General features: G+C 65.1%; 26 protein-coding genes and 3 pseudogenes. 10 read left to right on the top strand and 19 right to left on the bottom strand.

The window, feature by feature from the left end; genetic code table 11:
* Both AC27GT_RS09850 and AC27GT_RS09845 read right to left on the bottom strand, forming a co-directional pair.
* Window positions 1-318, bottom strand: a pseudogene (locus tag AC27GT_RS09850) (helix-turn-helix domain-containing protein); the annotation flags it as partial.
* Between the two features lie 316 nt (window positions 319-634).
* A pseudogene (locus AC27GT_RS09845) lies at window positions 635-936 on the bottom strand (transposase); the annotation flags it as partial.
* 219 nt (window positions 937-1,155) lie between these two features.
* On the opposite strand from AC27GT_RS09845, the pseudogene AC27GT_RS09840 reads away from it, so the two are divergent.
* Together AC27GT_RS09840 and AC27GT_RS09835 are read left to right on the top strand one after the other, a co-directional pair.
* Window positions 1,156-2,062: pseudogene (locus tag AC27GT_RS09840) on the top strand (transposase).
* Window positions 2,063-2,097: 35 nt separating this feature from the next.
* Window positions 2,098-2,712: a superoxide dismutase gene (locus AC27GT_RS09835; protein WP_126205410.1), complete on the top strand. Its 615-nt coding sequence runs from the start codon at window positions 2,098-2,100 to the stop codon at window positions 2,710-2,712.
* 158 nt (window positions 2,713-2,870) lie between these two features.
* Here AC27GT_RS09835 and mqnB read toward each other — a convergent pair whose 3' ends face one another.
* The 6 genes from mqnB to infC all read right to left on the bottom strand — a co-directional run bounded on the left by mqnB (window position 2,871) and on the right by infC (window position 6,945).
* Window positions 2,871-3,548 carry a futalosine hydrolase gene (gene mqnB / locus AC27GT_RS09830; RefSeq protein WP_015716739.1) on the bottom strand — a complete coding sequence of 226 codons (678 nt, stop codon included), beginning with the start codon at window positions 3,546-3,548 and terminating at the stop codon, window positions 2,871-2,873.
* Window positions 3,548-5,209, bottom strand: coding sequence for a glycerol-3-phosphate acyltransferase (locus AC27GT_RS09825; RefSeq protein WP_487224081.1), 1,662 nt, complete (start codon window positions 5,207-5,209; stop codon window positions 3,548-3,550). Before AC27GT_RS09825 ends, mqnB begins: the two co-directional genes overlap by 1 nt.
* Window positions 5,206-5,670, bottom strand: a complete 465-nt coding sequence (locus tag AC27GT_RS09820) for a COG2426 family protein (protein WP_038029553.1) — start codon at window positions 5,668-5,670, stop codon at window positions 5,206-5,208. The genes AC27GT_RS09825 and AC27GT_RS09820 overlap by 4 nt, the downstream gene beginning before the upstream one ends.
* Window positions 5,671-5,738: 68 nt before the next feature.
* The gene (rplT, locus tag AC27GT_RS09815) at window positions 5,739-6,095 is read right to left on the bottom strand and encodes a 50S ribosomal protein L20 (RefSeq protein WP_015716736.1); all 357 of its coding nucleotides are present in this window, start codon (window positions 6,093-6,095) and stop codon (window positions 5,739-5,741) included.
* An 11-nt stretch (window positions 6,096-6,106) separates the two neighbouring features.
* Window positions 6,107-6,304 carry a 50S ribosomal protein L35 gene (gene rpmI / locus AC27GT_RS09810; RefSeq protein WP_028493146.1) on the bottom strand — a complete coding sequence of 66 codons (198 nt, stop codon included), beginning with the start codon at window positions 6,302-6,304 and terminating at the stop codon, window positions 6,107-6,109.
* Window positions 6,305-6,429: 125 nt separating this feature from the next.
* Window positions 6,430-6,945, bottom strand: coding sequence for a translation initiation factor IF-3 (infC, locus tag AC27GT_RS09805; RefSeq protein ID WP_081454909.1), 516 nt, complete (start codon window positions 6,943-6,945; stop codon window positions 6,430-6,432).
* A gap of 91 nt (window positions 6,946-7,036) precedes the next feature.
* Between infC and AC27GT_RS09800 the strand changes: the two genes are divergently transcribed.
* Both AC27GT_RS09800 and AC27GT_RS09795 read left to right on the top strand, forming a co-directional pair.
* A complete protein-coding gene (locus AC27GT_RS09800; RefSeq protein WP_370534269.1) occupies window positions 7,037-7,798 on the top strand; it encodes an enoyl-CoA hydratase/isomerase family protein in 762 nt (253 codons plus the stop codon).
* Between the two features lie 61 nt (window positions 7,799-7,859).
* On the top strand, window positions 7,860-9,509 hold the full coding sequence (locus AC27GT_RS09795) for a glutamine--tRNA ligase/YqeY domain fusion protein (RefSeq protein ID WP_487224080.1): 1,650 nt from the start codon (window positions 7,860-7,862) through the stop codon (window positions 9,507-9,509).
* A gap of 5 nt (window positions 9,510-9,514) precedes the next feature.
* On the opposite strand, the gene AC27GT_RS09790 is transcribed toward AC27GT_RS09795, so the two are convergent.
* Window positions 9,515-9,943, bottom strand: coding sequence for a hypothetical protein (locus tag AC27GT_RS09790; protein ID WP_126170855.1), 429 nt, complete (start codon window positions 9,941-9,943; stop codon window positions 9,515-9,517).
* Window positions 9,936-10,241 (bottom strand): DUF3234 domain-containing protein, encoded by a 306-nt coding sequence (locus AC27GT_RS09785; RefSeq protein ID WP_487224079.1) that lies wholly within the window; start codon window positions 10,239-10,241, stop codon window positions 9,936-9,938. Before AC27GT_RS09785 ends, AC27GT_RS09790 begins: the two co-directional genes overlap by 8 nt.
* Before the next feature lie 20 nt (window positions 10,242-10,261).
* Between AC27GT_RS09785 and AC27GT_RS09780 the strand changes: the two genes are divergently transcribed.
* The gene (locus AC27GT_RS09780; protein WP_487224078.1) at window positions 10,262-10,969 is read left to right on the top strand and encodes a TlyA family RNA methyltransferase; all 708 of its coding nucleotides are present in this window, start codon (window positions 10,262-10,264) and stop codon (window positions 10,967-10,969) included.
* Here the strand turns inward: AC27GT_RS09780 and AC27GT_RS09775 are convergent.
* The 4 genes from AC27GT_RS09775 to AC27GT_RS09760 all read right to left on the bottom strand — a co-directional run bounded on the left by AC27GT_RS09775 (window position 10,956) and on the right by AC27GT_RS09760 (window position 14,107).
* The gene (locus tag AC27GT_RS09775) at window positions 10,956-11,951 is read right to left on the bottom strand and encodes an aspartate-semialdehyde dehydrogenase (RefSeq protein WP_038030506.1); all 996 of its coding nucleotides are present in this window, start codon (window positions 11,949-11,951) and stop codon (window positions 10,956-10,958) included. The two genes, AC27GT_RS09780 and AC27GT_RS09775, sit on opposite strands and share 14 nt — an antisense overlap.
* A gap of 72 nt (window positions 11,952-12,023) precedes the next feature.
* The gene (locus AC27GT_RS09770) at window positions 12,024-12,245 is read right to left on the bottom strand and encodes a DUF4926 domain-containing protein (RefSeq protein ID WP_015716720.1); all 222 of its coding nucleotides are present in this window, start codon (window positions 12,243-12,245) and stop codon (window positions 12,024-12,026) included.
* Window positions 12,242-12,568: a DUF6883 domain-containing protein gene (locus AC27GT_RS09765; RefSeq protein ID WP_038030504.1), complete on the bottom strand. Its 327-nt coding sequence runs from the start codon at window positions 12,566-12,568 to the stop codon at window positions 12,242-12,244. The genes AC27GT_RS09770 and AC27GT_RS09765 overlap by 4 nt, the downstream gene beginning before the upstream one ends.
* 18 nt (window positions 12,569-12,586) lie before the next feature.
* A complete protein-coding gene (locus AC27GT_RS09760; RefSeq protein ID WP_487224077.1) occupies window positions 12,587-14,107 on the bottom strand; it encodes a glycine--tRNA ligase in 1,521 nt (506 codons plus the stop codon).
* A gap of 170 nt (window positions 14,108-14,277) precedes the next feature.
* Between AC27GT_RS09760 and AC27GT_RS09755 the strand changes: the two genes are divergently transcribed.
* The 5 genes from AC27GT_RS09755 to sucD all read left to right on the top strand — a co-directional run bounded on the left by AC27GT_RS09755 (window position 14,278) and on the right by sucD (window position 20,914).
* Window positions 14,278-16,488 carry an ATP-dependent Clp protease ATP-binding subunit gene (locus AC27GT_RS09755; RefSeq protein ID WP_038030500.1) on the top strand — a complete coding sequence of 737 codons (2,211 nt, stop codon included), beginning with the start codon at window positions 14,278-14,280 and terminating at the stop codon, window positions 16,486-16,488.
* A gap of 76 nt (window positions 16,489-16,564) precedes the next feature.
* Window positions 16,565-17,842, top strand: a complete 1,278-nt coding sequence (gene radA / locus AC27GT_RS09750) for a DNA repair protein RadA (RefSeq protein ID WP_487224076.1) — start codon at window positions 16,565-16,567, stop codon at window positions 17,840-17,842.
* Complete coding sequence (locus AC27GT_RS09745) at window positions 17,839-18,852, top strand: PIN/TRAM domain-containing protein (RefSeq protein ID WP_015716714.1); 1,014 nt, start codon at window positions 17,839-17,841, stop codon at window positions 18,850-18,852. Before radA ends, AC27GT_RS09745 begins: the two co-directional genes overlap by 4 nt.
* Window positions 18,853-18,914: 62 nt before the next feature.
* Window positions 18,915-20,051 (top strand): ADP-forming succinate--CoA ligase subunit beta, encoded by a 1,137-nt coding sequence (gene sucC, locus AC27GT_RS09740; RefSeq protein ID WP_015716713.1) that lies wholly within the window; start codon window positions 18,915-18,917, stop codon window positions 20,049-20,051.
* A complete protein-coding gene (sucD, locus tag AC27GT_RS09735; protein WP_015716712.1) occupies window positions 20,048-20,914 on the top strand; it encodes a succinate--CoA ligase subunit alpha in 867 nt (288 codons plus the stop codon). The genes sucC and sucD overlap by 4 nt, the downstream gene beginning before the upstream one ends.
* 45 nt (window positions 20,915-20,959) lie before the next feature.
* Here the strand turns inward: sucD and malQ are convergent, their stop codons facing one another.
* The 5 genes from malQ to AC27GT_RS09710 form a co-directional block, all read right to left on the bottom strand.
* A complete protein-coding gene (gene malQ / locus AC27GT_RS09730) occupies window positions 20,960-22,462 on the bottom strand; it encodes a 4-alpha-glucanotransferase (protein ID WP_038030496.1) in 1,503 nt (500 codons plus the stop codon).
* Between the two features lie 91 nt (window positions 22,463-22,553).
* Window positions 22,554-23,426, bottom strand: a complete 873-nt coding sequence (locus tag AC27GT_RS09725; protein ID WP_015716710.1) for a 3-hydroxybutyryl-CoA dehydrogenase — start codon at window positions 23,424-23,426, stop codon at window positions 22,554-22,556.
* A gap of 16 nt (window positions 23,427-23,442) precedes the next feature.
* Window positions 23,443-24,303, bottom strand: coding sequence for a DMT family transporter (locus AC27GT_RS09720; protein ID WP_487224075.1), 861 nt, complete (start codon window positions 24,301-24,303; stop codon window positions 23,443-23,445).
* The gene (locus AC27GT_RS09715) at window positions 24,293-25,513 is read right to left on the bottom strand and encodes a M16 family metallopeptidase (protein ID WP_487224074.1); all 1,221 of its coding nucleotides are present in this window, start codon (window positions 25,511-25,513) and stop codon (window positions 24,293-24,295) included. The genes AC27GT_RS09720 and AC27GT_RS09715 overlap by 11 nt, the downstream gene beginning before the upstream one ends.
* Window positions 25,503-26,717: a M16 family metallopeptidase gene (locus tag AC27GT_RS09710; RefSeq protein WP_487224073.1), complete on the bottom strand. Its 1,215-nt coding sequence runs from the start codon at window positions 26,715-26,717 to the stop codon at window positions 25,503-25,505. Before AC27GT_RS09710 ends, AC27GT_RS09715 begins: the two co-directional genes overlap by 11 nt.

Here is a 26,717-nt window from a genome sequence, read left to right as displayed (position 1 = left end):
GGTAGGGGCCCCAAAGCGGACGTCTTGACCGAGGCTTAAGACCGGCAAGGCCCTCTTCCTTGAGGCGTTTCCGCCAGCGGTAATAGGTGGCCCGGCTGATCCCCAAAAGCTCCTGGATCTCGGGCCAGCCCACCCGGTATTTCCTGAGCGCCTCCACCTGTTTGAGCTTCCGTAAGCGGTCCTGAACCGTGGGATCGCCGGCCCCGGCCGCAAGGTAGCCCTTCGGGCTGACCTTGGAGTTCCCGGGCCTTCAAGGTAGCCCTTCGGGCTGACCCGCGCTCCCCGCAAAACCTCTTTGCCAACCGTGGTAAGCTGCATCCGTGGGGACCCCCTCTCTCTTGGAGTGGTCCCCACATTTTTACTCGTCCAGTCTCACATGTGTCTGGCCGGGTTCAGCGCCCTGCGCCTGGCCTCGCTCCCGCTCCCATTCCCGAAGCCTACCCTGGCTCCTCCCCGGCCCTACACGCTGCGTCGCCCGGCGGGGCAGAGCCGATATGATGCCAGCCTTCCCGAAAGCGTCGCCGGATGATCCCCCGTGCCTCCTCGATCAAGGCCTTGTTCCGACAACCCGATGCGCATACCGTCCCCCTGATGGTTCCCTTCGATCTTTGAACCCATCCCTTCGTGTGCTACCTCATAGCTCCTCCCCAACCCTCTTCAGGAGCACCCGGCTACCTTGCTGGGGTCGTGGACCCACAGGATGAGGTTCACCCGGGCCACCAGACCCCATAAGCTCTATCCGGTGCAGCCCCAGAGCGTACCCTCACGCTAAACCGGGTCTCAATCCGCTTACGTACCCTCCCCTAAACCGGTAGGGAGGGGTCTTGACCCCCTGGACCCACCGGGTCACGCGTCAGCGTATCCTGTCCCGAAGCTCCCTTCCCAGGTCTCCCGGGCCTTCCCGGGGAGAAGGGCAGGGCGAGCTACGAGGGCTTTAAGTTGGTCAGCAAGCTCCGGGCTACGCCCGTGACCCACCCCGATGTAGGTAGCCACGATAAGGGTCTCTGCGTCAAGGGGGTAAAGGGGGTGCTCGCGGTCGTGCCTCGCACCCCCTCTTTTTTCATACCCTAGGGGGCCAGATCAAGTAGCACACGAAGCGGGTTATAATAACCCAAGTTGCTACCTATCCCGAGGCCTGAAAAAATAGTGGCCGCTATGCTGTCGCGCATCATAGCGGCCTTTTGCATTATAGACGATGCCCTCCAGGCCCTGGGCTACAAAGACGACCCCCAAGCCAAGACCCCAGCCTCCGCCATCCTGACCCTCGCCATCCTGGCCGCCATGGAACTGGGCGGCAAGCACAACAAGGCCCTGGCCCTCGCCAAAGACCTGCGCCTCTTTACCTACGTCCCCTCCCCAAGTCGCTTCAACCGCAGACTCCACGCCCTATACCCCTTCTTCCTCCCCCTTCGCAAGATAGCCCCTTCGGGGCTGACCCACCTCCTAGCCCAGGCCTGGAAAAACCTCCACCAGGCCCAGGCCTACGCCTTGGACACCTTCCCCCTCCCCGCCTGCGAGAATATCCGCGCCCCCCGCTCCCGCCTTTTCCCAGACAAGGCCTACCGCGGCTTCATCCCCAGCAAACGGGTCTACTTCCACGGCCCCAAGCTCCACCTCCTGGTGGACGACGGGAAGTTTATCCATGAAGTGAGCCTGACCCCGGGAAGCCTACATGATCTGAGCTCTTTGCTCCTTCTTCCCCTGGACCTTCCCGAGGGGGCGGAGCTCTACCTGGACCGGGGGTACGAAAGCCACTTCTATGGTCAGCCCGAAGGGCTACCTTGGAGACCTCCTCCGGGAGGCGGGGGGGATTGTGCCCATGGTCATCCGTAGAAGGAACAGCCGGCGGTATGTGCCTTGGTTGCAGTACCTGGCCATTGTGGGGCGGCTGCTTTCCCGTGAGGGAAACACCTAGGGGGTGGTGGAGACGATGGGCAGTATGCTCCATGCCCTCTTCCCGCGGCGCATCCATGCGGTGACCCAGGAGGGTTTTGTGATCAAGGTGCTCTCCTTCATCTTGGCCCACAACCTAAATCTCTTGGCTCAACAAATGCTTGGGTAGCAACTTGGGTTATAGTAAGGTTTGGGAGGTGAGGTATGCCGTATCCGTTTACGCTACCGGAACTGGGTTACCCGTACGAGGCCCTCGAGCCCCACATCGACGCCAAGACCATGGAGATCCACCACCAGAAGCACCACGGGGCCTACGTGAACAACCTGAACGCCGCCCTGGAGAAGTACCCCTACCTGCACGGGGCGGAGGTGGAGGTGCTCCTGCGCCACCTGGCCGCCCTGCCCGCGGACATCCAGACCGCGGTGCGCAACAACGGGGGTGGGCACCTGAACCATAGCCTCTTCTGGGAGCTCCTAACCCCCGGGGGAGCCAAGGAGCCGGTGGGGGAACTTAAGAAGGCCATCGACGAGCAGCTTGGGGGCTTCGCCGCCCTGAAGGAGAAGCTCACCCAGGCGGCCATGGCCCGCTTCGGCTCCGGCTGGGCTTGGCTGGTCAAGGATCCCTTCGGCAAGCTCCACGTCATCTCCACCCCCAACCAGGACAACCCCGTCATGGAGGGGTTCACCCCCATCGTGGGCATCGACGTGTGGGAGCACGCCTACTACCTCAAGTACCAAAACCGCCGGGCCGACTACCTCCAGGCTATCTGGAACGTACTGAACTGGGACAAGGCGGAAGCCTTCTTCCGGAAGGGCTAAGGGAAATCCCCTATAGTCCCCCACCCGGACCCCTCGGGTGGGGGTTTGTCTTCTCCCCCGGTTCCGCCGTCCGCCCAGGGTTTCCTAGCAGGTGAGCACCCTGGACAAGCTTCCCTTCAAAGCCAACCTTGCTTTCGGCTAGGGAACCAACAACGGGATTATCCTTGGAGTCCCGCCGGGAAGGCTCCCCCAAGGATGGGGGCCAGGGTTCCCTCCAAGGCCCTCACCGCCAAGGGAATCCTCCACGCCCCCTTGTCCCGCACCCCCGCAGGATTGGAAATAGCCCGGACCTCCACCCCCGGGAAGCCCAGGGCCAGGCAAGCCCGGGCAAAGGCAGCTCCCTCCATGCTCTCCACCTGGGCCCCCCAGCGCGAGGCCAAAGCCTCCGCCTCCCCCGGGGTTTCCGAAACCCGGTCCCGGGTGAGCCCCACCACCACCTGGAGGCCCAGCACCCGGGCCAAAGCCCTGGTAAGGCCTGAATCCAGGGGAAATCGGTTGTAGTAGGCCTTTCCCTCCACCTCCAAGGCGGGAAAGCCCAAGGGCTTAAGGCCCTCCTGGGTACCCAGGTCCGCCTCCACCTCATCCCCCACCAGGACCACATCCCCAAGAAGGAGGCTCGAGCCCGGGTAGGCCCCGGCGATGCCGAAAAGCAAGGCCTTCTCCACCGGGTTTCGGCCGGCCCAGGCAGCCAGGGTAAGGGCCACGTTCACCTTGCCGATCCCGGTTTCCAGCCAGACAAATCCCTCTCCCCTAAGCCCCTTCCTCCCCAGGAAGGAGAAGGGTTCGCCCTGGAGAAAGGAGGCCTCGAGGGCCGTGGGGGAGAGGAGGAGCCACATCACTCCACCACCTTAAACCCCAAGGCCTCCGCCCGCTCCACGAAGAACTGGATGTTCTCCGCCTTCACCTCGCCCCCCAGGCTCTTGCGATCGAAGGCTTCCTCCGCCGCCAGGATCATGGTCTCCGCCAGGCAGGCGGGCACCTGGTCGGGAGCACCAAAGTGAAGGTCTAAGGTGGCCTTTGCCCTCCCGGGAAGCCGCACCACGCCCCCGGGGATGACCCTGACCCCAGGTACCTCTCTAACGGAGGGATGCACGTCGGGGGGCACGCCCTCGTCGTAGATCCAGGCTCCCGGCTTCACGTGTTCAGGGTAGATCACCGGGTTCGGGTCGCTGGTGGCGGTGAAGACCAGGTCCGCCTCCCGGATGGCGGCCACCTCGGTGGTCACCTGGATCTCGGGCGCTTTCCCCTTTCGCTCCAGGTTTTTCCGAAGGCTTTCCGCCGACTTCTCCAGGCGCTCCCGGTCCCGGCCCACCAGGATAAGCCGCCCCACCAAGGGAGCGATCTGCCGGGCGATGCCGAAGGCCACCACCCCGTTCGCTCCCACCACCGCCGCCGTGGTGTTTCTCAGGTCCTTGCCGCTTTGGGCAAAGTGGGCCAGGATGCCGGGAATGGCCGCTTTGACGGTGCCCGCGGTGTAGGCCCCCCCGTTCGTCACCTCTATATCCGGCACCGCCTCCTGTACCCTCTTGCCCTTCTCCCCCACCACGCTCCAAAAGGCCCCCAGGCCCACCACCGTGGCCCCAAGCTCCTTGGCGAGCCTGGCCCCTTGGATGGCCCGCCTTACCGCCAGCTCCGGCTTGGCCTTGATCTGGTGGGGCAGAAGGGGAGCGGAGATGAGGTGGCACAGGACCTCCCGGCCATCCGCCGTCCTCACCCCCCTCACCTCCCCCACCTTCATGGGACGGAAAAGCTCCGCCAAGCGTTCTATCCAGGCCTGCTTCAGAAGTCCCAGGCGCACCAGGGGCCGGGCCCAGCGGAAACGGGGGCTTTGCCAGAAATCCTCCACCGTGAGGGGATGGATGAGAAAGGCGCAAACCACCTGCCTTTCCGAGGGCAGGGGCAGGGGGCTACCCAGCCTGGGCTCGGTGCCTTCCAGGATTCGGCCCAGGTTCTCCTTGTAGCGCCAAAGGGCCAGGAGAAAAAGCAAGCCCCCAAGGACCTTGGCTCCAAGGGGAAACCCACCGAAAAGGAGGACGCCAAAGAGGCCCAGGGGAAGCCCCAGGGCCCCCAAGGAGGCATAGCCCGTGAGGGCGTAAAGGGCAAGGCCCAAGGCCACGGGGACCATGCCCCAGGCTGGCTCCAGGGGTAGCCCCGCCAGCACCCCCAAAAGAACCCCCGCCCCCTTGGCCCGAAGGGGCCAGGGATCCCGGAAGAAGAAAGGATAAAGGTGGCCCAGGTAGACCGCCACCCCCAGGGCCAGAAGCTCCTCCACGCCAAGCCCCAAGCCCCTCCCCAGGGCCAGGGGCAAGTACCCCTTGGCGAAGTCCAGGAGGAAGGCCAAAAGGGTCAGGCCCGGCCCAAGCCGCCTCAAGGCCGTTTCCAAACCCAGGGTGTAGGGGCTTGCCGTGCGCAGGTCCACCCCCCGCCGCCTGGCCAGCCAGTACCCCAAGGGCAAGGCGCCCAGGGCATAGGAAAGGGGCAAGAGGACGAACATCATCGCAGGTAGTTTAGCCCGGCCACCGCCCCACCCGTAAGGAGGAGAACGATAAGCCCAGCAGCCAGCACCCCCAGGGAGATGGCCAGGAGGGCGTAGCGCCTTTTTAGACCCAAGACCACCGCCAGCACCGCCCCGCTCCAGGCCCCGGTGCCCGGCAAGGGCACGGCCACGAAGAGGAAAAGGCCCAGGGCCCCCAGGCGCTGCACCTGCTCCTCCCCCTTGAGGCGGACCCGGGCCTCGAGGGCCGCCCAGAGCTTGGCTAGGAAGGGCACCCGGGTCAGAAGCGCCACCGCCCAAGGCAAAAGGAAGAGGGCCACCGGGGCCACCAGCAGGTTGCCCAGGAGGGCAAGCAGAAAAGCCTCTCCTGGGGAAAGCCCCAGGGCCACCCCCAGGGGAATGGCTCCCCTCAGCTCCACCACCGGCAGGGCGGCCACCAGGATCACGTAGAGTTCAGGAGGCATGCTCACAAAAGGAAGCCCGCCGCCAGATCGGGACGGGATCCGGACGGCGGGTCACGGGAAACAATGCCTTAGGCGCGGGCCGCCTTGGCCTTCTCCACCAGCTCGGCAAAGGCCTGGGGCTCCCGCACCGCCAAGTCGGCCAGCACCTTGCGGTCCAGCTCCACCCCCGCCTTCTTCAGGCCGTGGATAAAGCTGGAGTAGTTCAGGCCGTGCTGGCGGCATGCAGCGTTGATGCGCACGATCCAGAGCTTGCGGAAATCCCGCTTCTTGCGCTTGCGGTGGGCATAAGCGTAGTTGCCCGCAGCGAAAAGGGTCTCCCGGGCCTTGCGGACGCTCTTGGAGCGGAGGCCCCAGTAGCCCTTGGCCAGCTTGAGGATCTTCTTGTGCTTCCTGCGGCGAACGACACCGGTTTTGGCGCGCGGCATCCTCTACCTCCTCACTCGTAGGGCAGGAGGAGCTTTACCCGCTCCGCCTCCGCCTGGGCCAGGGCGAACTTCCGCCCCTTCTGACGGATGGTCTTCCCGGACTTGTGCCAGTTGAGGTGCCGCTTTCCCGTCTTCATGGCCATCACCTTGCCCGAAGCGGTCACCTTCACCCGCTTCTTGGCGCCCTTGTGGGTCTTCATCTTCGGCATACCCTTCCTCCAAGCCCTGGGAAGCGCCCCAAACGGGGTCTTGCGGGCTCCCCAAAGCCCTCACACTATACCAAAGGGGAACAAAAAGGTCTAGGCTTACGCCCTTTAGCCCCCATGGGACTGGCCTAGGCGGATACCTTGGCCGGGGCCAGGAGCATGTTCATATCCCGGCCCAAAAGCTCGGGCTTCATCTCCACCACGGCCAGGCCCTTCAGGTCCTCGGCCACCCGCTCAAGAAGCCTCTCCCCCAGCTCGGGATGGGACATCTCCCGTCCGCGGAACATGATGGTGACCTTGACCTTGTGGCCTTCGGCCAGAAAGCGCTTGATATGGTTCAGCTTGGTCTGATAGTCGTGGTCGTCGATCTTGACCCGGAACTTGATGGACTTCACCTCGGTGCGCTTGGCCTTCTTGCGGGCCTCCTTCTCCGCCACCTGCTGCTCGTAGCGCCACTTGGAGTAGTCCATGATGCGGGCCACGGGAGGATCGGCGGTGGGGCCCACCAGCACCAGGTCCAGGTCCTGCTCCTGGGCCAGGCGCAAGGCCTCCCGGGTGTCCATGATGCCCAGCTGCTGCCCATCGGCCCCGATCACCCGCACCTGCCGTGCGCGAATGCGTTCGTTAACCAGATACTCCTTTATCTACACCACCTCCTAGCCCGCGGGCTCTCCCTGCATGGCTTGCGGGCTAAGGGGAGTGTAGCAGGAAAACCCCAGCGCCTACAATGGGGGCATGGTTCAGGTGGAGAGAGGTCGGATCTATCGGGTTTTCCTCAACGATCCAAAGCGGCGAAACCCCCTTTCCCCCGAGATGGTGGAGGGGCTTTTGCAGGCCCTCGAGGAAGCGGAGAAGGATCCCGAGGCCCGGGTCCTGGTCCTTTCGGGCAGGGGAAGCGCCTTCAGCGCCGGGGCCGACCTGGCCTTTCTGGAGAAGGTGACGGAGCTTGGAGCCGAGGAGAACTACCGCCACTCCCTTTCCCTCATGCGCCTCTTCCACCGCCTCTACACCTTCCCCAAGCCCACGGTGGCCGCGGTGAACGGGCCGGCGGTGGCGGGCGGGGCAGGTTTGGCCACCGCCTGCGACCTTTTGGTCATGGACCAGGAGGCCAAGCTGGGCTACACCGAGGTGAAGATCGGCTTTGTGGCCGCTTTGGTTTCCGTGATCCTGGTGCGGGCCGTGGGAGAAAAGGTGGCCAAGGACCTCCTCCTCACGGGCCGCCTGGTGGGGGCAGAGGAGGCCAAGGCGTTGGGCCTGGCCAACCGGGTAGCCCCACCGGGCAAGGCCTTGGAGGAAGCCCTAGCCCTGGCGGAGGAGCTAGCCAAGAACGCCCCCACCTCCTTGCGCCTCACCAAGGAGCTTCTCCTGGCCTTGCCGGGGATGGGCCTCGAGGATGGCTTCCGCCTGGCGGCCTTGGCCAACGCTTGGGTCCGGGAAACCGGGGACCTTAAGGAGGGCATCCGGGCCTTCTTCGAGAAACGGTCGCCTAGGTTTTGAAAAGCATAGCCTTGGGGCCTTAGGAAGGTTCTGAGCAGCTGGCAAGGGCTATACTCCCCTTATGGGCCTCGTTCCCCCTTGCTTCATCACCGAAATCGTGGAAAAGGACCTGCGGGAAGGGAAGTACAAAAAGCTCCTTACCCGCTTTCCTCCGGAGCCCAACGGCTATTTGCACATCGGCCACGCCCGGAGCATCGTGCTGAACTTCGGCCTGGCCCTGGACTATGGAGGCGAGTGCAACCTGCGCTACGACGACACCAACCCGGAAACGGAAAAGGAGGAGTACGCCCGGGCCATAGAGGAGGACGTGCGCTGGCTGGGCTTCACCCCCGATAGGGTCCTCTACGCCTCCGACTACTTTGAAACCATGTACCAGTGCGCCCTCGAGCTGATCCGGGAGGGTAAGGCCTACGTGGACGACCTCTCGGAAGAGGAGATGAGCGAGCTCAGGGCCCAGGGAAAGCCAAGCCCCTACCGGAACCGGAGTGTGGAGGAAAACCTGGAACTCTTTGAAAGGATGCGCCGGGGGGAGTTCCCCACGGGGAGCCGGGTCCTAAGGGCCAAGATCGACCCTGCCCATCCCAACTTCAAGCTGCGGGACCCCGTGCTCTACCGCATCGTCCACGCCCCCCACTACCATGCGGGGGACCGCTGGGTGATCTATCCCCTCTACGACTACGCTCATCCCCTGGAGGACTTCATCGAAGGCGTCAGCCACTCCCTTTGCACCCTGGAGTTCGAGAACAACCGGGCCATCTACGACTGGGTGATCGAGAACCTGAAGGGGAAGTGCGGCCTGCCCCTCTCCCCCAGGCCCTACCAGTACGAGTTCGCCCGCCTGGACCTCACCCATACGGTGCTCTCCAAGCGGAAGCTCATCAAGCTGGTGGAAGGGGGCTTCGTCTCGGGCTGGGACGACCCCAGGCTTCCCACCCTGAGGGCCCTAAGGCGGCGGGGGGTGCGCCCCGAGGCCATCAGGGAGTTCGTGCGGCGCACCGGCATCTCCCGCAACGAGGCCCGCATCGAGATGGAGCTCTTTGAGGAGGTGGTGCGGGACGATCTGAACCCCATCGCCCCCAGGGTCTTGGGGATTTTGGAACCCTTAAGGGTGGTCCTCACCAACTACCAGGGGGAGGAGTGGGTGGATGCCCCTTACTGGCCCCGGGACATCGGTAAGGAGGGGAGTAGACCCCTACCCTTCTCCCAGGAGATTTACATAGAGCGGTCCGACTTCAGCCTCAATCCCCCCAAGGGCTGGAAGCGCCTCGCCCCGGGGCAAAGGGTGCGCCTGCGGCACGCCTACGTGATGGAGCTGGAAGACGTGGTGGAGGAAAACGGCGAGGTGAAGCTTCTTAAGGCCCGCATCGTTCCCGGCACCCTGGGGGCCAACCCCGAGGACGGCATCAAGCCCAAAGGGGTCATCCACTGGGTTTCCGCCCGGCACGCCCTGCCCGTGGAGTTCAGGCTTTACGACAGGCTATTCCTGACCGAGGACCCCGAGGAGGGTGGGGATTTCCTGAAGAACCTGAACCCAAGGGCCCTCGAGGTCAAGCAGGGCTTCATCGAACCCAGCGTGGCCCAGGATCCACCGGACACCCGCTACCAGCTGGAGAGGCTGGGCTACTTCTGGCAGGACCCGGTGGACTCCCGCCCCGGGCGGCTGGTGATGAACCGCATCGTGCCCCTCAAGGAGGGCTACCGGCCTCAGTAGGGGGGCTAAAGCCCCACGCTAACCCCCACCGCTCCCCCTACCCCGAAGCCCGTGTTCGGGACCAGGTAAAGGGTGGGGTGCACTTCCACGTACACCCCGAGAAGAGGCAGGGGCAGGTTCAGCCAGGTGCCCAAGACCGCCCGTAGGCCCGCATGGCCCCGGGCATCCTGGGGCAGGGTAAGGGCCGGCCCCGTGCCATAAAACCCCCCAAGGCCCAGGTAGAGGTCGGTGAGGGGAAGCTTAAGAAGCAGGTCCACCCCACCTCCCATAGCCTCGAGGCCCACGCCCCCATACACCCGCCCATCCAGCAGGAGGGGCACCAGGGGAAAGCGCAACCCCCCCTGCACTCCAAAGGGGCTTCCCCCGCTCACCTCAGCCCGCTGGGCCAGACCCAAGGCCAAAACCACCACAATCGCCGCAAGCCACCTACGCATGCCGAACCTCCTCCAAAAGCACTTCCACCCGGGCCATCCGGGCCTGGTGGGCCCCGGGTTCGTAATCCACCAGGACCCCATCCACCTTGAGCATCCCCAGGGCCCTGAGGAAGGCCTCCTTCAAGGCCCGGGTCTCTAGGGCGCTCACCCGCATCCCTAGCTCAGGATGCCGGGCCAGGAAGCCCTGGGCCAGGGCCTCGGAGGTCCAGATGCCGGAAAGCCTCTGCCCCAAGACCTCCAAAACCAGGTGCTCCCCAGGCTCCCCCTCCAGGATGTACCAGGGCCCCGAGAGATCCATCCCCCGGCATAATACCCCTCGTGAGGCTGGACCGCTACCTGGTGGAAAGGGGCCTGGCGGAAAGCCGGGAGAAAGCCCAGAGGCTCATCCAATCCGGCCAGGTCAAGGTGGCCGGGCAGGTGGTGACCAAGCCCGCCCACAGGGTGCCGGAAGGAGCCCAGGTGGAGGTCCTCTCCCCGGAACGGTACGTGAGCCGGGGGGCCTACAAGCTCCTGGGTGCCCTCGAGGCCTTCTCCCTAGAGGTGAAGGGCAAGGTGGCCGCGGACATCGGGGCCAGCACCGGCGGGTTCACGCAGGTGCTCCTGGAAAGGGGTGCCAGGCGGGTCTATGCGGTGGACGTGGGCAGGGATCAGCTCCACCCCCGCCTAAGGGAGGATTCCCGGGTGGTGAGCATCGAGGAGCAGGACGCCAGGAGCCTTCTTCTTCCCGAGCCCGTGGACCTGGTGGTGATGGACGTGTCCTTCATCTCCTCCACCCTGCTTCTTTCCAAGGTAAAGGAGCTCCTTAAGCCGGGAGGCGAGGCCCTCATCCTGGTGAAGCCCCAGTTTGAGCTGGGCCCCGGGGTGCACAAGGGCGTGGTGCGGGAGGAAGGCCTCCGGCAAAAGGCCCTGGCCCGGGTGCGGGAGAAGGCCCGGGAGCTGGGCTTTCAGGTGCTGGGGGAAAGGGAAAGCCCCTTGCCGGGGAAGGAGGGAAACCGGGAGTTCTGGCTTTGGCTTAAGGTCCCTTAAGCCATTCCTCCGCGATCTGCACAGCGTTTAAGGCGGCTCCCTTTAAGAGCTGGTCCCCCACCACGAAAAAGTCCAGGCCATTGTCAAAGGCCAGACTCTGACGGATCCTTCCCACCTCCACATTCCACTTTCCGCTGGCCGTGAGGGGCATGGGGTAGCGCTTGGCCTGGGGCTCGTCCACCACCTCCACCCCGGGGGCCTGGGCCAGCACCTCCCGGGCCGCCTCCGGGGAGACGGGCCTTTCAAACTCCACGCTCACCGCCTCGGCATGGGCCCTCAAGGTGGGAACCCGGACCGCGGTGGCGCTGATGCGGATGGAGCTATCCCCGAAAATCTTGTGGGTTTCCCACACCACTTTCATCTCCTCGCGGGTGTAGCCGTTTTCCTGGAAGGCATCTATGTGGGGGATGACGTTGAAGGGCAGGGGGTGAGCGAAGACCTCGGCCACGGGGGTTTCCCCATGCAGCTGGCGGTGGGTTTCCCTGAGGAGCTCCTCCATCCCCTTGGCCCCGGCCCCGCTGGCCGCCTGGTAGGTGGCCACGATGACCCGCTTCGCCCGAAAGGCCCGGTGCAGGGGCCAAAGGGCCATGGCCAGGATGGCCGTGGTGCAGTTGGGGTTGGCAATGATGCCCTGGTGCTGGAATATTCGCTCCCGGTTCACCTCTGGCACCACCAGGGGCACATGGGGCTCGTAGCGCCAGGCGCTGGAGTTGTCGATCACCAAGGCTCCCCCTTGGGCCCAAACGGGGGCCAGGGCCTTGGAAAGGGACCCTCCGGCGCTGGCCAGCACCAGGTCCACGGGCAGAGGCCCCTCGGGAAGGGGCTCCACCGGAATGGCTTCCCCCCGGAAGGCCATGGTCTTGCCCGCAGAGCGGGGGGAAGCGTATAGCCTAAGTTCACTCAAGGGAAAGTTTCTGGCCTCGAGGACCTTCAGCATCTCCTGCCCCACGGCCCCCGTGGCCCCTACCACGGCTACCCTCACCTTCTCTCCTCCTTGCTGGCTACCCAGAAGCCCACCATGCTCTCGCCTCCCAGACCTTCTTCACCCAAAGGGCTACCCCAGCACCTTGGCCCGCAGAAGGGCTGGACCCCGCAGGGGAAGGACCTCGTCCTCCTTTAGATCCAGCAAAGCCAAGGTGTTTCCCTCATGGTCCACAAACTCGACCATGTAGCCACCCTTGGGATAGACCAGGACCACCGTACCCACATCCCCCGCCTCGAGGCCCACTTCCCTGTGGTCGCGCTTAAGAACCACCAGATCGTGCTCGCGGATCATTTCTCCCTCCACGGGTAGGCGGTCACCAAGCGAAAGGTATCCTCTCCCTCCCCACGATACCAAACGCTTTGCAGGAGAACCGGACCCGTGGGGCAGACCAAAGGGCCCCTTAGGATCAAGACCTCCCCATCCCCGTATAGCCCCGGGCGCCTTTGGACTTCCTGAGCCGCCTGGGTATGCGCCAAAAGCGCGGCCTCCAGCACCTCCGGTGCATCCACGGGAAAACCCCTGGACAGAAAAAACCGCGCCTTGCTCCCCCCTTCCGGATGCCTAGGGTTAAGCAGGTACTCCGTCAGCTTGGACCGGGGCACGAGAAAACCCATTCCTGCCGGTGCCCTCCCCTACCACCTGAGCTTCTCCCGCAAAAACCCCTCCAGCTCGTCCACGTGAAGTCGGATCTGCTCCATGGTGTCCCGGTCCCGCACGGTGACCGTGTCCTTGAGCCGGGTGGTCCCATCCTTGCTCTGCCCGATGGTGTCGTAGTCCACGGTGATGGCGAAGGGGGTGCCCACCTCGTCGTGGCGGCGGTAGGCTTTGCCGATGTTGCCGGTGTCCTCGTAGAGGATCCGGCCCAACCCCAGGGCCTGGAGCCGGGCCTTCAAGCGCTTGGCGTACTCGGTGATCTCCGGGCGGTTCTTGACCAGGGGGATGACCGCCACCTTGATGGGGGCGAGCTGGGGCTTAAGCTTTAGGACGATGCGTTCCTCCCCATTCGGGAGCTCCTCCCGGGTGAAGGCCTCCGACAGGAGGGCCAAGACCCCCCGGTCCACCCCGGCCGAGGGCTCGATCACGTAGGGGACAAACCACTTGCCGGTATCGGGATCGCGGTAAGCCAGGCGGGCGGTGGAGTGCTCGTTTTTAAGCACCCGGGCGGTGATGCCAAGCTCCTCCTGGTCCTTGGTGTGGCTTCCCAGGTCAAAGTCCGTGCGGTTGGCGATCCCCTCCAGCTCCTCGAGGCCATGGGGAAAGCGGTAGAGGATGTCCACCGTGGCCTTGGCGTAGTGGGCCAGCTCCTCGGGGGGCTGCTCGTAGGGGACCAGGTTATCTCGGCTTAGCCCCATTTCCTGCCACCACCGAAGCCTCTCCTCCACCCAGTAACGGTGCCAGTACTCGTCCTCCCCCGGGCGGACGAAGTACTCGATCTCCATCTGCTCGAACTCCCGCACCCGGAAGATGAAGTTCCTGGGGGTGATCTCGTTGCGGAAGGCCTTGCCGATCTGGGCGATGCCGAAGGGAAGCTTCCGGCTCGTGCTGTCCAGGACGTTCTTGAAGTTGACGAAGATGCCCTGGGCGGTCTCCGGGCGCAAGTAGGCCAGGGAAGCCTCGTCCTCCACCGGGCCCACGTAGGTCTTGAACATCATGCTGAAGTAACGGGGTGGGGTCCAGTCCCCGGGCTCAGCGGTGGCGGGATCCAGCACCCCGGCTGCGGTCATGGCCCCCCCAGCCCTTTCCGGGGCCTGCATCATGGCCTGGACCAGGGCATGAAGATTGCCCTCCTCCACCTCCATGGCCCGGTAGAGCCTCCCCAGCACCTCTTCCGGCTGCTCCTTGAGGAGGTGATCCAGGCGGTAGCGCTTCTTGGTGATGCGGTTATCCACCATGGGATCGGCAAAGGTGGCCTCGTGGCCGGAATAGTACAGGACCAAGCGGTGGGTGAGGACGCTGGCATCCAACCCCTCCATGTCGTCCCGCTCGTAGACGTTCCTTCGCCACCAGGCCTGCTTCAGGTTGTTCTTGAGCTCCACCCCCAAAGGACCGTAGTCGTAGGTCCCCTGGAGGCCCCCGTAGATCTCGGAGCCCTGAAAGATAAACCCCCTGCGTTTGCAAAGCGCCACCAGTTCGTCAAGGCTGCTCGCCGGCATCGTCCCTCCCGAAAGGGGGCTTGGCCCCCGGTTAGAGGGCATCTTACCGGATGCCGGGCCCTTTTTGCTCCTAGAAGCCCCGGCCAAGAGCCTTCCCCAAGGCCAAGGTAATCCCAGGCGCAAACCCCCGCCGCGGCCTCCTTTAGGCTAGAATGTGGGAAGAGGGGAGCATGAACAGGTACGACGATCGCGCCAGGCTGGTTTTCCACTACGCAAGGGAGGAGGGGAGCCGCTTAGGCCACTCCATGATCGGCCCAGAGCACCTCCTCCTGGGCCTGATGCGCGAGGGGGGTACAGCGGCCCGCATCCTCCAGGAGTACGGGGCAAGCCTCGAGGCCATGCGCCGCATGGTGGAGGAGCTGGTGGGCCGCGGCGAGGGGAGCCGCACCGGAGAACCCCCTGCCATTACGCCCAGGGCCAGGCGGGTCATGGAGCTGGCCAGCGCCGAGGCCCGCAACATGGGGGCCCCGGTGATCGGCACCGAGCACATCCTCCTGGGCATCATCCGAGAGGGTGACGGGATCGCCTACCGCATCCTCTCCCACTTCGCCAAGGATGTGGACGCCATTCGCTGGCGTATCCTCTCCATGGCCGAGGGCCGGGAACGGGAAAAGCCGGTGAACACGCCCTTCCTGGATGAGTATGGCCGCGACCTCACCAAGGAAGCCCGGGAGGGCAAGCTGGACCCCGTGATCGGCCGGCAGGAGGAGATCAACCGGGTGATCCAGATCCTGGCCCGGCGCACCAAAAACAACCCCGTCCTCATCGGGGACCCCGGGGTGGGCAAGACCGCCATCGTGGAGGGCCTGGCCCAGGCCATCGTGGAGGGCCGGGTGCCCCCCATCCTCAAGGGTGCCCGGGTGGTGGCCCTGGACCTGGCGGGGGTGGTGGCGGGCACCAAGTACCGGGGGGAGTTTGAGGAACGCCTCCGCCAGATCATCGAGGAGCTAAAAAATGCCAAGGTCATCGCCTTCATCGATGAGCTCCACACCCTGATCGGGGCCGGGGGGGCTGAGGGTACCCTGGACGCCGCCAACATCCTGAAGCCCGCCCTGGCCCGGGGGGAGATCCAGGTGATCGGGGCCACCACCACCGGGGAGTACCACCGCTACATCGAGAAGGACGCGGCCCTGGAGCGGCGCTTCCAGCCGGTGATCGTCCTGGAGCCCTCCCCGGACGAAACCCTGGAGATCTTGAAGGGCCTCCGTCCCCGCTACGAGGCCCACCACGGGGTCATCATCCCCGACGAGATCCTGGAGCTTGCGGTCAAGATCGGGATCCGTTCCCTTCCCGGGCGCAACTTCCCCGACAAGGCCATCGACCTCATCGACGAGGCGGCGAGCCGGGTTCGCCTGAACGCCTCCCTGGGCCTGCCCGTGGCCGAGGAGGAGGACGGGACCCCCGTGGTGACCCGGGAGGACATCGAGGCAGTGGTGGACTCCTGGGGTGGGATCTACGTGGACGACAAGGACGACGAGAAGCTCATGCGCCTCGAGGACGAGCTTAGAAAGCGGGTGGTGGGCCAGGAGGAGGCCATCCGCGCCCTGGCCAGCGCCCTTAGGCGGGCCCGGGTGGGTCTGGGAGGCCGGACCCGGGTGGCGGCCAGCTTCCTCTTCGTGGGCCAAAGCGGGGTGGGCAAGACCCAGCTGGCCAAGGCCCTGGCCGAGGTGCTCTTCGGCTCCGAGCGGGCCCTCATCCGCTTTGACATGTCCGAGTTCCAGGAGCCCCACTCCGTTTCCAAGCTGATCGGGGCCCCTCCGGGCTACGTGGGCTACGAGCAGGGGGGCCGGCTCACGGAGGCGGTGCGCCGCCAGCCCTTCAGCGTGGTGCTTCTGGACGAGATCGAGAAGGCCCACCCCGACGTGTACAACACCTTCCTGCAGGTGCTGGACGAGGGCCGCCTCACGGACGGCATGGGGCGGACCGTGGACTTCCGCCGGGTCATCCTCATCATGACCTCCAACACCGGCTACAACGTGGGCCCGGCCATCGGCTTCACCAGTAAGGAAGTGGACACGGAATCCCCCCTCAAGTCCCTCTTTACCCCCGAGTTCCTGGACCGGCTGGACGAGGTGATCCGCTTCCGCCCCCTCACCGAGGAGGAGCTGGTGCAGGTGGCCCGGATGATGCTGGACGACATCCAGAAGGAGCTGCAATCCCGGGACATCACCGTGCGCTTTGCCCCCGAGGTGGCCCGGTTCGTGGTGGAGCAGGCCCCCAAGACGGGGAGCGCCCGGGCCATCCGGAGCATCATCCGGGAACGCATCGAAGATCCCCTCTCCCTGGCCCTCCTCAAAAAGCCCACCGGCCACCTCTACGTGAACGTGGAGGATGGGCACCTGGCCTTCCACGAGGTGGAGGGCGAGGAGCTTTTGGTCTAGATGTTGCCAGGAATCCCAAGGCCACTCCTCCTCCCGAGGGGGCCGCTTTTTCTTGGGCCCCTCGAGGCCTGAACCCATGGCCAAGACCTCCTACACCTGCGTGGAATGCGGTTACCGCACCCCCAAGCCCCTGGGGCGGTGCCCGGCCTGCGGTGCCTGGGAGAGCTTCCAGGAGGTAGCCCCCTCCCCCGCCCGTGCCCCATCCCGCCAAGCCCACCTGGAAGCCCCCTCACCGATTCCCCTTTCCCAGGTGAACGAGGCCGAGGAGAAGCGCTTCTCCTCGGGTCTTTCCGAGGTGGACCGGGTCTTGGGCGGAGGGTTCGTGCCGGGGGAGGTGGTCCTCCTGGGGGGAGAACCCGGGGTGGGCAAGAGTACCCTTCTTCTGGAGCTGGCCAAGCACCTCACCAAGAAGGTCTACTACCTGGCCGGAGAGGAATCCCCGGCCCAGATCAAGCTGAGGGCGAAGAGGCTTGGGGTAAGGGAGCTCCTTCTCCTAAAGGAAACCCGCCTGGAACCCCTTCTTTCCCTCCTGGAGCGGGACCCCCCTGAGGTGCTTTTCGTGGATTCCATACAGACGATTGAGGCGGGGGGAAGCCCAGGTAGCCTGGTGGCGGTGCGGGAGGCCACCCACGCCTTCGTGCGCCTGGCCAAGGAGGAGGGCATCACCACCCTTTTGGTGGGCCACGTGACCAAGGAAGGGGTGGTGGCCGGGCCCAAGAGCATAGAGCATGCGGTGGACGCCACCCTCTACCTGGAAAGCGCCGGGGTCTACCGGGTCTTGCGAAGCGCCAAGAACCGCTTCGGCCCCGTGGGGGAACTCGGGGTCTTCCGCATGGAGGAGGGCCTGGTGGAGGTGCAGAATCCCTCGGAGGCCTTCCTTCTGGAAAGGCCCCTCGGGGTTCCAGGAAGCGCCATCGCCCTGGCCCTGGCGGGGGAAAGAGCCTTGGCCCTCGAGGTCCAGGCCCTGGCCGCCAAAACCCCCTTCCCCGCCCCCAGGCGGGTGGTCCAGGGCCTGGATGCCAGGCGAGTGGACATGGTCCTGGCGGTCCTGGAAAGGCGGCTTGGCCTTCCCTTAGGGAACCTGGACATCTACGTGAACCTGGCAGGAGGGCTTAAGGTGCAGGACCCGGGCCTGGATCTGGCGGTGGCCTTGGCGGTGTATTCTGCGGTGGTGGGCAAGGCCCTGCCCCCGGACCTGGCAGTGGTGGGGGAGGTGGGGCTTCTAGGCGAGGTGAGGAGCGTCATGGGATTGGAAAGGCGGCTTAGGGAAGGGGAGCGGGCGGGGTTTTCCCGCTTTGTGCATCCGGGGAACACCCGCTCCTTGGGGAAAGCGGTGGAGCAGTACCTGGGATGAGCCCTCGCCTCCTTTTCTATCTACTTTTCGCCTTCCTGGGCTACCAGCTGGCGGCGGCCCTGGAGGGCCTGGGCCTCCTTCCCCACTCGGCCGGCCTACTTTCCCTCAACCGCCTCTATCTGACCCTGGCGGGCCTGCTGACCGGGGTTCTCCTAGCCCCAAGGCTCGAAAGCCTCTGGGAAAGACGGCTTGGGCACCTCAGGGAGCTTCCCCCGGAAGTGCCGGTGGCCCTGACCCTGGGAGCCACCCTGGGGCTTCTTTTTACCGTGCTCCTCACCAGCCTCCTTTCCCAGATCCCCGGGTTTTCCCCTTACCATAGCCTCCTTCTGGCCCTGTTCCTGGTGGGGCTTTTCAGCTACCTGGCCCTGGGGTACAAGGACTACCTGCGCCTTCCCCAAAAACCCTCCCGCCCCATCGGGGGCAAGGTGTTGGACACCAGCGTCCTGGTGGACGGGCGCGTGGCCGAGGTGGCGGCCACGGGCTTCTTAGAAGGTCCCCTTTTTGTGCCCCACTTCGTGTTAAAAGAACTCCAGCACTTCGCCGATAGCCCCGATCCCCTCAGGCGGGCCAAGGGGAGGCGGGGGCTGGAAACCCTGGATAGGCTTAAGGAGGTAGCCCGCCTCGAGGTGCTGGAGGACATCCCCAAGGGGGAGAGCGTGGACGAGAAGCTCCTCTTCCTGGCCCGGGACCTAAAAGCCGCCCTGGTAACCAACGATCTGGCCCTTTTGCAAATGGCCAGGATCTACGGGGTAAAGGCCCTTTCCGTCCAGGCCCTGGCCCAGGCCCTCCGGCCCCAGCTCAAGGTGGGGGACACCCTGAAGCTTCTCATCCTCAAGGAAGGCAAGGAGCCCCACCAGGGGGTGGGCTACCTGGAGGATGGCTCCATGGTGGTGGTGGATGGGGGGATCCGCTACCGGGGCCAGGAGGTGGAGGTGGTCATCACCCAGGCCATCCAGACCCAGGTGGGCCGCCTCTTCTTCGCCCAGCCTGCCGCCGAAGCGCAAAGCTAATGGCCGAAAGCCCGGTAGCTTATAATGCCTAACGGCCTTGGCCGGCCAAGGAGGTGGAAAGCTTGAACCTGCACGAGTATCAAGCCAAGGAGATCCTGGCCCGTTATGGGGTACCGGTGCCGCCCGGCAAGGTGGCCTACACCCCCGACGAGGCCAAAAGGATCGCGGAGGAGCTGGGCAAGCGGGTGGTGATCAAGGCCCAGGTGCACGTGGGCGGGAGAGGTAAGGCCGGGGGCGTGAAGCTGGCGGACACCCCCCAGGAAGCCTACGAGAAGGCCCAGGCCATCCTGGGGATGAACATCAAGGGCCTCACGGTGAAGAAGGTCCTGGTGGCCGAGGCGGTGGACATCGCCAAGGAGTACTACGCCGGCCTCATCCTGGACCGCGCCCAAAAACGGGTGGTCCTCATGCTCTCCAAGGAAGGGGGGGTGGACATCGAGGAAGTGGCGGCGGAGCGCCCCGAGGCCATCCACAAGTTCTGGATCGACCCCCACAAGGGCTTTCGGGCTTTTGAGGCCCGGGAGATGGTGAAACAAGCGGGCCTCGAGGGCAACCTCAACAAGCTGGCCCAGGTGCTGGTGGCCCTCTACCAGGCCTACGAGGGCGTGGATGCCTCCATCGCCGAGATCAACCCCCTGGTGGTCACCACCGACGGCCAGATCGTGGCCGCCGACGCCAAGATCGTCCTGGACGATAACGCCCTCTTCCGGCACCCCGAGCTGATGGAGCTGAGGGAGATCGAGGCCGAGCATCCCCTGGAGGTGGAGGCCAGCAACTACGGCTTCGCCTACGTGAAGCTTCAGGGGAACATCGGCATCATCGGCAACGGGGCCGGCCTGGTCATGTACACCCTGGACCTGGTGAACCGGGTGGGCGGCAGACCCGCCAACTTCCTGGACATCGGGGGTGGGGCCAAGGCGGAGGTGGTCTACAACGCCCTCAAGGTGGTCCTTAAGGACCCCGACGTAAAGGGGGTGTTCATCAACATCTTCGGCGGCATCACCCGGGCGGACGAGGTGGCCAAGGGGGTGATCCGGGCCCTGGAGGAGGGGCTTCTCACCAAGCCCGTGGTCATGCGGGTGGCGGGAACCGCCGAGGAAGAGGCCAAAAGGCTCCTGGAGGGCAGGCCCATCTACATGTACCCCACGTCCATCGAGGCGGCCAAGGCCATCGTGGCCATGGTGGGAGGTGCGGCGTGATCCTGATCAACCGTGAAACCCGCGTCCTGGTCCAGGGCATCACCGGCCGGGAGGGGCAGTTCCACACCCGGCAGATGCTGGAATACGGCACCAAGGTGGTGGCCGGCGTGACCCCGGGCAAAGGGGGCAGCGAGGTCCTGGGTCTTCCCGTGTACGACACGGTAAAGGAAGCCGTAGCCCACCACGCTATCGACGCCTCCATCATCTTCGTGCCAGCGCCTGCCGCAGCGGATGCGGCCCTCGAGGCGGCCCACGCCGGCATCCCCCTCATCGTCCTCATCACCGAGGGCATCCCCACCCTGGACATGGTGAAGGCGGTGGAGGAGATCAAGGCCCTGGGAAGCCGCCTCATCGGGGGCAACTGCCCGGGCATCATCAGCGCCGAGGAGAGCAAGATCGGCATCATGCCCGGCCACGTGTTCAAGCGGGGGAAGGTGGGGCTCATAAGCCGCTCCGGCACCCTCACCTACGAGGCCGCCGCCGCCCTTTCCCAGGCGGGCCTGGGCACCACCACCACGGTGGGCATTGGAGGCGACCCGGTGATCGGCACCACCTTTAAGGACCTCCTCCCCCTCTTCAACCAGGACCCCGAGACCGAGGCCGTGGTCCTCATCGGGGAGATCGGAGGATCCGACGAGGAGGAGGCCGCAGCCTGGATCAAGGAGAACATGAAAAAGCCCGTGGTGGGCTTCATCGGTGGCCGTAGCGCCCCCAAGGGCAAGCGCATGGGCCACGCCGGAGCCATCATCATGGGGAACGTGGGCACCCCGGAGTCCAAGCTGAAGGCCTTCGCCGAGGCAGGTATCCCCGTGGCCGACACCATCGACGAGATCGTGGAGCTGGTGAAAAAGGCCTTGGGCTAAAAGCCCTTAAGCCTCCCACCCTGGCTCGGCCAGGGTGGGGTGTTTTCACACCCTGCCCGTGGCCTCGGCCATCCAGCGAAGCCGTTCCCCGTGCTCGGGCAGGAGCTGGCCGGGCCTAAGCCGCCAAGCCCAGTTGCCCGAGGGGCGCCCGGGGTAGTTCATCCGGGCCTCGCTTCCCAACGCCAACACATCCTGCACGGGATAGACGGCCAGCTTGGCCACCGACTTCATCCCCAGGTGCATGAGGGCCCAGGGGATCTCCTCTTCCCCGTGGAACCCAATCCCCCACTCCGCCAGGTAGCGCCCAAGGAAAGCCCGCTCGTGGGGGGTAGCGGTGCGGTACCAGCCCAGGGTGGTGTCGTTGTCGTGGGTGCCGGTGTAGACCACCACCCGGCCGTGGGAGGGGTAGTTGTGGGGCAGGAAGGGGTTTTCCATCCCCCCGTCAAAGGCGAACTGCAGGACCTTCATCCCCGGAAGGCCAAACCGGTCCCTCAGGGCCTCCACCTCGGGGGTGATCACCCCCAGGTCCTCCGCCAGGATGGGCACCCGGCCAAAGGTTTCCTGAATCTTCCGAAAGAGCTTCTCCCCCGGGGCCTTCACCCAGCGTCCCTCCACCGCCGTGGGGCAGGAGGCAGGGATCTCCCAGTAGGCTTCAAAGCCCCGGAAGTGGTCGATGCGCACCAGGTGGAAAAGCTCCAAGGCCTTCCTTAAGCGATCAATCCAGAAAGAGAACCCCTCCCTTTCCAGCACCTCCCACCGGTACAGGGGATTCCCCCAGCGCTGGCCCGTTTCCGAAAAGTAATCCGGCGGCACCCCCGCCACCACCGTGGGCCTTCCCTCCTCATCCAGGTGGAACCACTCGGGGTGGGCCCAGACCTCCGCGGAGTCCTCGGCCACGAAGATGGGCATATCGCCGATCAAGGAGAGGCCCAAGGCCTCCGCCTCCTCCCTCAGGGCCTGCCACTGCCGGAAGAAAAACCACTGGGTCCAGGCGTGGAAGGCCACCTCCTGGGAGAGGGCCAAAGACGCTTCCCTTAAAGCCCTTTCCTCCCTCAGGCGTAGGGGCAGGGGCCAGCGGTTCCAGGGAAGGCCTCCGTGGTGGGCCTTCAAGGCCATGAAGAGGGCGTAGTCATCCAACCAGCTCCTTTCCCGGTCCCAAAAGGCCTGGAAGGCCTCCTTTTCCTCCCGGCCAGCCCGCTCCTGGAAACCCCGGAAGGCTTCCCTAAGCGCCGGCCACTTCCAGGCGTAGAGCCAGCCGTAATCCACCCGGCCCTCGGGAAAACCGGGGTCCTCCAGGCGGAGGTACCCCGCCTCCGCCAAAGGGCGGAGGTCGATGAGGTAGGGGTTCCCGGCAAAGGCGCTGAAGGACTGGTAGGGGGAGTCGCCGTATCCTGTGGGCCCTAAGGGCAAAACCTGCCAGTAGCGGGCCCCAGACTCCCCCAGGAATCGGAGGAAGGCAAAAGCCTCCTCCCCAAGAACGCCAATCCCATAGGGTCCGGGAAGGCTGGTGGGGTGGAGAAGCAGGCCGTAGGCGCGCGGAAGCTCCATGGACCCAGTTTACCCCAGGTTTGGAAACCCTTCCAGAGGCTGACAGGGCCTAGGGGGTTTGGGTCCACCAGGAAATCGGGCAAGCCCCTGTCTAGCCCACCTTATTCCCCTTCTCGTCGTAGGTGTAAAACCCTCGGCCGGTCTTGCGGCCCAGAAGCCCCGCCTGCACCATGCGGCGGAGAAGGGGGGAAGGCCGGTACTTGTCGTCGCCAAATCCCCGGTGCAACACCTCCATGATGGCCAAACAGGTATCCAGGCCGATAAGGTCAGCCAGCTCCAGGGGACCCATGGGGTGGTTCATCCCCAGGCGCATGACCCCGTCGATGGCCTCCTTGGTGGCCACCCCTTCCCTCAGGGCCTCGATGGCCTCGTTGATCATGGGCATGAGGAGGCGGTTGGAGACGAAGCCGGGGTAGTCCTGGACCTCGAGGGGGGTCTTCCCCATCCGCCTCGCCACCTCCACCACCACATCCCGGGTTTCCTCGGAGGTAAGCTCCCCCCGGATCACCTCCACCAGCTGCATGAGGGGCACGGGGTTAAAGAAGTGCATGCCGATGAAACGCTCGGGCCTACCCGAGTAGCGGGCCAAGGCGGTGATGGGAATGGAAGAGGTGTTGCTGGCGAGAATCGCCTCGGGTTTCACCAGGCTTCCCAGGCGCTCAAAGAGGCGGCGTTTTTCCCCCTCGTCCTCCACGATGGCCTCCACGATCAGGTCCGCCTCCGCCAGGTCCCCCAGGACCACGGTGGTGCGGATCCGCCCTAAGGTGGCCTCGAGGTCCTGCGGGGCAATCCGCCCCTTCTCCACGAACCTGCCTAGGGAACGCTGGATGGCCTTCAGGCCCCTTTCCAGGAAGCTTTCGGCCACGTCCACCAGCACCACCTCAAAACCCGCCTGGGCCGCCACCTGGGCAATCCCGCTTCCCATCTGCCCTGCGCCCACCACGCCGATTTTCCTTACCTCCATAACGGCACCTCGGGGGCTATTTTACGCCCTTAAGGTTCACCAAAAGGACGCCCGCCAGGGCCAGGGTCCCGCCCACCAGGGATAAGGGGGAAGGCACCTCGCCCAGCCAAAGGTAGGCGATCAGGATGGCCAGGACCGGGGCAAGGTACAAAAAGCTGGACAAACGGGAGGCCGGGGTGCGGGAAAGGGCATAGGTCCAGGTAAGGTAGGCCAAGGCACCAGGGAAAATCCCCAAATAGAGAGTACTGAGAAGGGCCGGGCGAGGTGCGGTGGAAAGGGCCTCCGCCAGGCCGGGAAAGAAGACGAAAAGGGGAATCGTACCTAACACCATGGTGTAGACCGTCATCTCCCGGCTACCGTAACGGACAAAAAGGGGCTTCTGCCAGACGAAGTAAAAGGAGGAGGAAAGGGCGGAGAGCAGGATCAAAAAAGCCCCCGGGCTCAAAGATACCCCACCCCCCTCGCCAAAGGCGATGAACAAGGAACCCAAGAAGGCCAGGGCAAATCCCAGAAGCCCCAGGGGCTTAAGGCGTTCCCCCAGGAAGAAGCGAGACAAAAGCGCAATAAACACCGGCCCCGTCGCCATAAGGAGGCTCGCCGCCCCGGCGCTCACCGTTAGCTCCCCATAAACCAAGGCGGTGTGGTACACGGTGATGCCCAAAACCCCCAGGAGGAAAAGCCGGGGAAGGTCCTCTCTCCTGGGGGGGTGGAGGCCCTGAAAACGGGCATAGAGGAGGAGAAGGGCGCTGGCCACCAAAAAGCGCAGGAGGACCAGGTGGCCTGGACTCAGGCCCTGCAACCCCGCGCGGATGCCCGCAAAGGCGCTGGCCCAGAGGAGGACGGTAAGGAAGGCGGCTGCCAGGGCCTTAGGTTCCATAAGGACCCACCAGATAGTAGAGGCCCTGGTGCAAAAAACCCCTCTCCAAAAGGGCGTTCACCTCCTTAGCCCCCACCTGGCTCACCCGCTCCTTGACCGCGGAAAGGGAAAGGTAGCGCCCCGTGTAAAGGTATTCCATCCCCAGGTGGAAAAGCCTCCCCATGGGGGTTTCCCCCGCAAACACCAACGCCGTGGCCAGGGGCGTCTTGGCCCTCTCCACCTCCTCCTCCCGCACGCCCTCGCGGGCGATCCGGCCAATCTCCTCTTGAAGGACGGCCAGCACCGCCTCCTTGTTCGTCGGGTCCGCCTGCACGTAAGCGTGGAAGAAACCTGCCCGATCCGCCTCCTCGTGGCCAAAGGAAGCCGCTTCGGCGAGGCCCGTATCCACCAGGGCGAAATGGAGCCGCCCCGAGCCCTCCTCCCCCAGAAGATGGGCCAGCACCTGGGCGGCAAAGCGTTCCTCCTCCTGGTAGCCTACCCCGGGGAAAAGGCCCACCAAATAGAGGGCCCGGGCCTTCTCGTAGGGGTGCTCCTCCACCCCCTGAGCGGGGCTTAAGGGCGGGTAGGCCCTTCCCGCCTCCCCCAAAGGCCAATCCTTCGTAAGCCTTTCCGCCTCGGCCACCAGGGCCTCAAAGTCCACCTTTCCCGTGGCGGCCAGGACCATGTTCCCCGGAAGGTAGCGCCTTGCGTGGTACTGGGCCATCTGGTCCCGGGTGAGGGCCGTGATGCTTTCCACCGTCCCCAGCACGCTATTCCCCAAGGGGTGGCCGGCGAAAAACCGGGCCCGGGCCCAGTCGTAGGCCATGAAGCCGGGGCGGTCCTGGTAGCGGGCGATCTCCTCCAGGATCACCTTCTTCTCGGTGTCAAAGTCCTCCTGGCGCAAAGCGGGGCGCATGAGCCTGGAAAAGAGTTCCAGAAGGGGAAAGGCGAACTCCGGCAACACGGCCCCGTAGAAGACCGTGGCCTCCTCGGAGGTGAAGGCGTTGTACTGGGCCCCCAGGCGGTCAAAGGCCAGGTTCACCGAAAGGGCGTCCATCCCCTCGGGGCCCTTGAAGACCATGTGCTCCAGGAAATGGCTTACCCCGCTCTCCTCAGGGGCCTCGTCCCGGGCCCCGGTCCTTACGAAATACCCCAAGGCCACGCTGCGGGCCCCAGGAACCACCTCAGCGATGACCCTCAGGCCATTCCTTAGCTCCGCTTCACGAAACATCGTCCACCTCGCCCAAAAGCCCCACCCAGGGGTTGCGGTAGGGATGCGCCCGCAAGAAGGCGTTCACCGCCTCGAGGCCCGTGGCCTCTATGGCCCCCTCGATCTCGGAAAGGGGCCGGATCCGCCCCAGCATGTAGAGGTCCCGGGCCATGGAACCCGCCCGGCTACGGATGGATTCATCCGCCATCACCAAGGCGGTCTTCAGCCCCACCTTGGCCCGGGAAAGCTCCTCCTCCGTGACGCCCTCCGCCAGGCGCTCCATCTCGGCCAGCATGACCCTTAGGGTTTCCCTGGCCCTCTCCTTGGTGGTGCCCCCGTAGGCCATGAGGAGGCCCTGGCCCTTAACCCCGGCGGGGAAGGCGCTCACCGCATAGACCAGGCCCCTTTTCTCCCGCACCTCGGTGAAAAGGCGGCTGCTCATACCTCCCGAAAGCACCTCCAAGGCCAGCCTGGCCGCGTAAAACCGGGGGTCCTCCGGCCCCACGTCGGAATAGGCCAGGCCAATCTGCACCTGGGCCGTGGGTCGCTTGAGGGTAAAGGAATGGGGCTCCGAAAGAAGAGGGCTTGGGTAGGAGGCCTCCTCCCCCTCCCAGGCCAAAAGGGGCTCCACCGCCCCAAGAAGCCTCTCCCAGGAAACCCCTCCCGCCACCGCCAGGATGGCCCCCTTAGGGGTGTAGCGGCGCCGATAGTCCTCCCGCACCGCCTCAGGGGTAGCCCGCTTCAAGCTTTCCTCCTCCCCCAAGGGGTCCCGGCCGTGGGGGGAGAGGAAGACCCTTTTCCGGTGCTCGGAGAAAAGCTTCCTGGCGGGCTGGTCCTCCTGGGAAAGAAGGGCCTGCAGGGCCACGCTTCTCACCGCTTCAAAGCCCTCCTCGGGAAGCCGGGGATTCAGGAGAAGAAGGGCATAGAGTCGGAAAACCTCCTCCAGCACCTCCGGCAAAAAGGCGGCGGCAAAAAGGGTGTACTCCAGCCCCGCCCCGCTTTGCCGCCTGACCCCCAGGGAGTCCAGGGCCTGGGCCAGGCCCCGGGCATCCAGCTCCCCGGCCCCCTTCCACAACCAGCCCTCAATGAGGGTACTGGCCCCCAGAAGCCCCTCGGGCTCGTTCACCGCCCCGGCGGGCACCAGTAGCTGGAAGGCCACCCCGGGGTAGTCCCGCTCCTCGAGGGCCAGAACAAGCCCATTCGGTAGTCGCTCCACGCGGCTCAC

It is taken from the genome of Thermus sp. KWY1 (assembly GCF_057547025.1).
Note: the sequence above shows the minus strand (reverse complement) of the source record. Positions and strands in the feature narration are given on the sequence as shown.

Excerpts from the sequence above, each read along its gene's own strand:
- AC27GT_RS09795 (WP_487224080.1), top strand. The coding sequence starts at position 7,860 with ATGGGCCTCGTTCCCCCTTGCTTCATCACCGAAATCGTGGAAAAGGAC.
- AC27GT_RS09820 (WP_038029553.1), bottom strand. The coding sequence starts at position 5,670 with ATGCCTCCTGAACTCTACGTGATCCTGGTGGCCGCCCTGCCGGTGGTG.
- AC27GT_RS09745 (WP_015716714.1), top strand. The coding sequence starts at position 17,839 with ATGAGCCCTCGCCTCCTTTTCTATCTACTTTTCGCCTTCCTGGGCTAC.
- AC27GT_RS09760 (WP_487224077.1), bottom strand. The coding sequence starts at position 14,107 with ATGCCGGCGAGCAGCCTTGACGAACTGGTGGCGCTTTGCAAACGCAGG.
- AC27GT_RS09800 (WP_370534269.1), top strand. The coding sequence starts at position 7,037 with ATGGTTCAGGTGGAGAGAGGTCGGATCTATCGGGTTTTCCTCAACGAT.
- AC27GT_RS09755 (WP_038030500.1), top strand. The coding sequence starts at position 14,278 with ATGAACAGGTACGACGATCGCGCCAGGCTGGTTTTCCACTACGCAAGG.
- AC27GT_RS09715 (WP_487224074.1), bottom strand. The coding sequence starts at position 25,513 with ATGTTTCGTGAAGCGGAGCTAAGGAATGGCCTGAGGGTCATCGCTGAG.
- AC27GT_RS09720 (WP_487224075.1), bottom strand. The coding sequence starts at position 24,303 with ATGGAACCTAAGGCCCTGGCAGCCGCCTTCCTTACCGTCCTCCTCTGG.
- radA (WP_487224076.1), top strand. The coding sequence starts at position 16,565 with ATGGCCAAGACCTCCTACACCTGCGTGGAATGCGGTTACCGCACCCCC.
- malQ (WP_038030496.1), bottom strand. The coding sequence starts at position 22,462 with ATGGAGCTTCCGCGCGCCTACGGCCTGCTTCTCCACCCCACCAGCCTT.
- AC27GT_RS09790 (WP_126170855.1), bottom strand. The coding sequence starts at position 9,943 with ATGCGTAGGTGGCTTGCGGCGATTGTGGTGGTTTTGGCCTTGGGTCTG.
- AC27GT_RS09765 (WP_038030504.1), bottom strand. The coding sequence starts at position 12,568 with ATGGGTTTTCTCGTGCCCCGGTCCAAGCTGACGGAGTACCTGCTTAAC.
- AC27GT_RS09725 (WP_015716710.1), bottom strand. The coding sequence starts at position 23,426 with ATGGAGGTAAGGAAAATCGGCGTGGTGGGCGCAGGGCAGATGGGAAGC.
- mqnB (WP_015716739.1), bottom strand. The coding sequence starts at position 3,548 with ATGTGGCTCCTCCTCTCCCCCACGGCCCTCGAGGCCTCCTTTCTCCAG.
- AC27GT_RS09770 (WP_015716720.1), bottom strand. The coding sequence starts at position 12,245 with ATGATCCGCGAGCACGATCTGGTGGTTCTTAAGCGCGACCACAGGGAA.
- AC27GT_RS09835 (WP_126205410.1), top strand. The coding sequence starts at position 2,098 with ATGCCGTATCCGTTTACGCTACCGGAACTGGGTTACCCGTACGAGGCC.
- AC27GT_RS09785 (WP_487224079.1), bottom strand. The coding sequence starts at position 10,241 with ATGGATCTCTCGGGGCCCTGGTACATCCTGGAGGGGGAGCCTGGGGAG.
- rpmI (WP_028493146.1), bottom strand. The coding sequence starts at position 6,304 with ATGCCGAAGATGAAGACCCACAAGGGCGCCAAGAAGCGGGTGAAGGTG.
- rplT (WP_015716736.1), bottom strand. The coding sequence starts at position 6,095 with ATGCCGCGCGCCAAAACCGGTGTCGTTCGCCGCAGGAAGCACAAGAAG.
- AC27GT_RS09825 (WP_487224081.1), bottom strand. The coding sequence starts at position 5,209 with ATGATGTTCGTCCTCTTGCCCCTTTCCTATGCCCTGGGCGCCTTGCCC.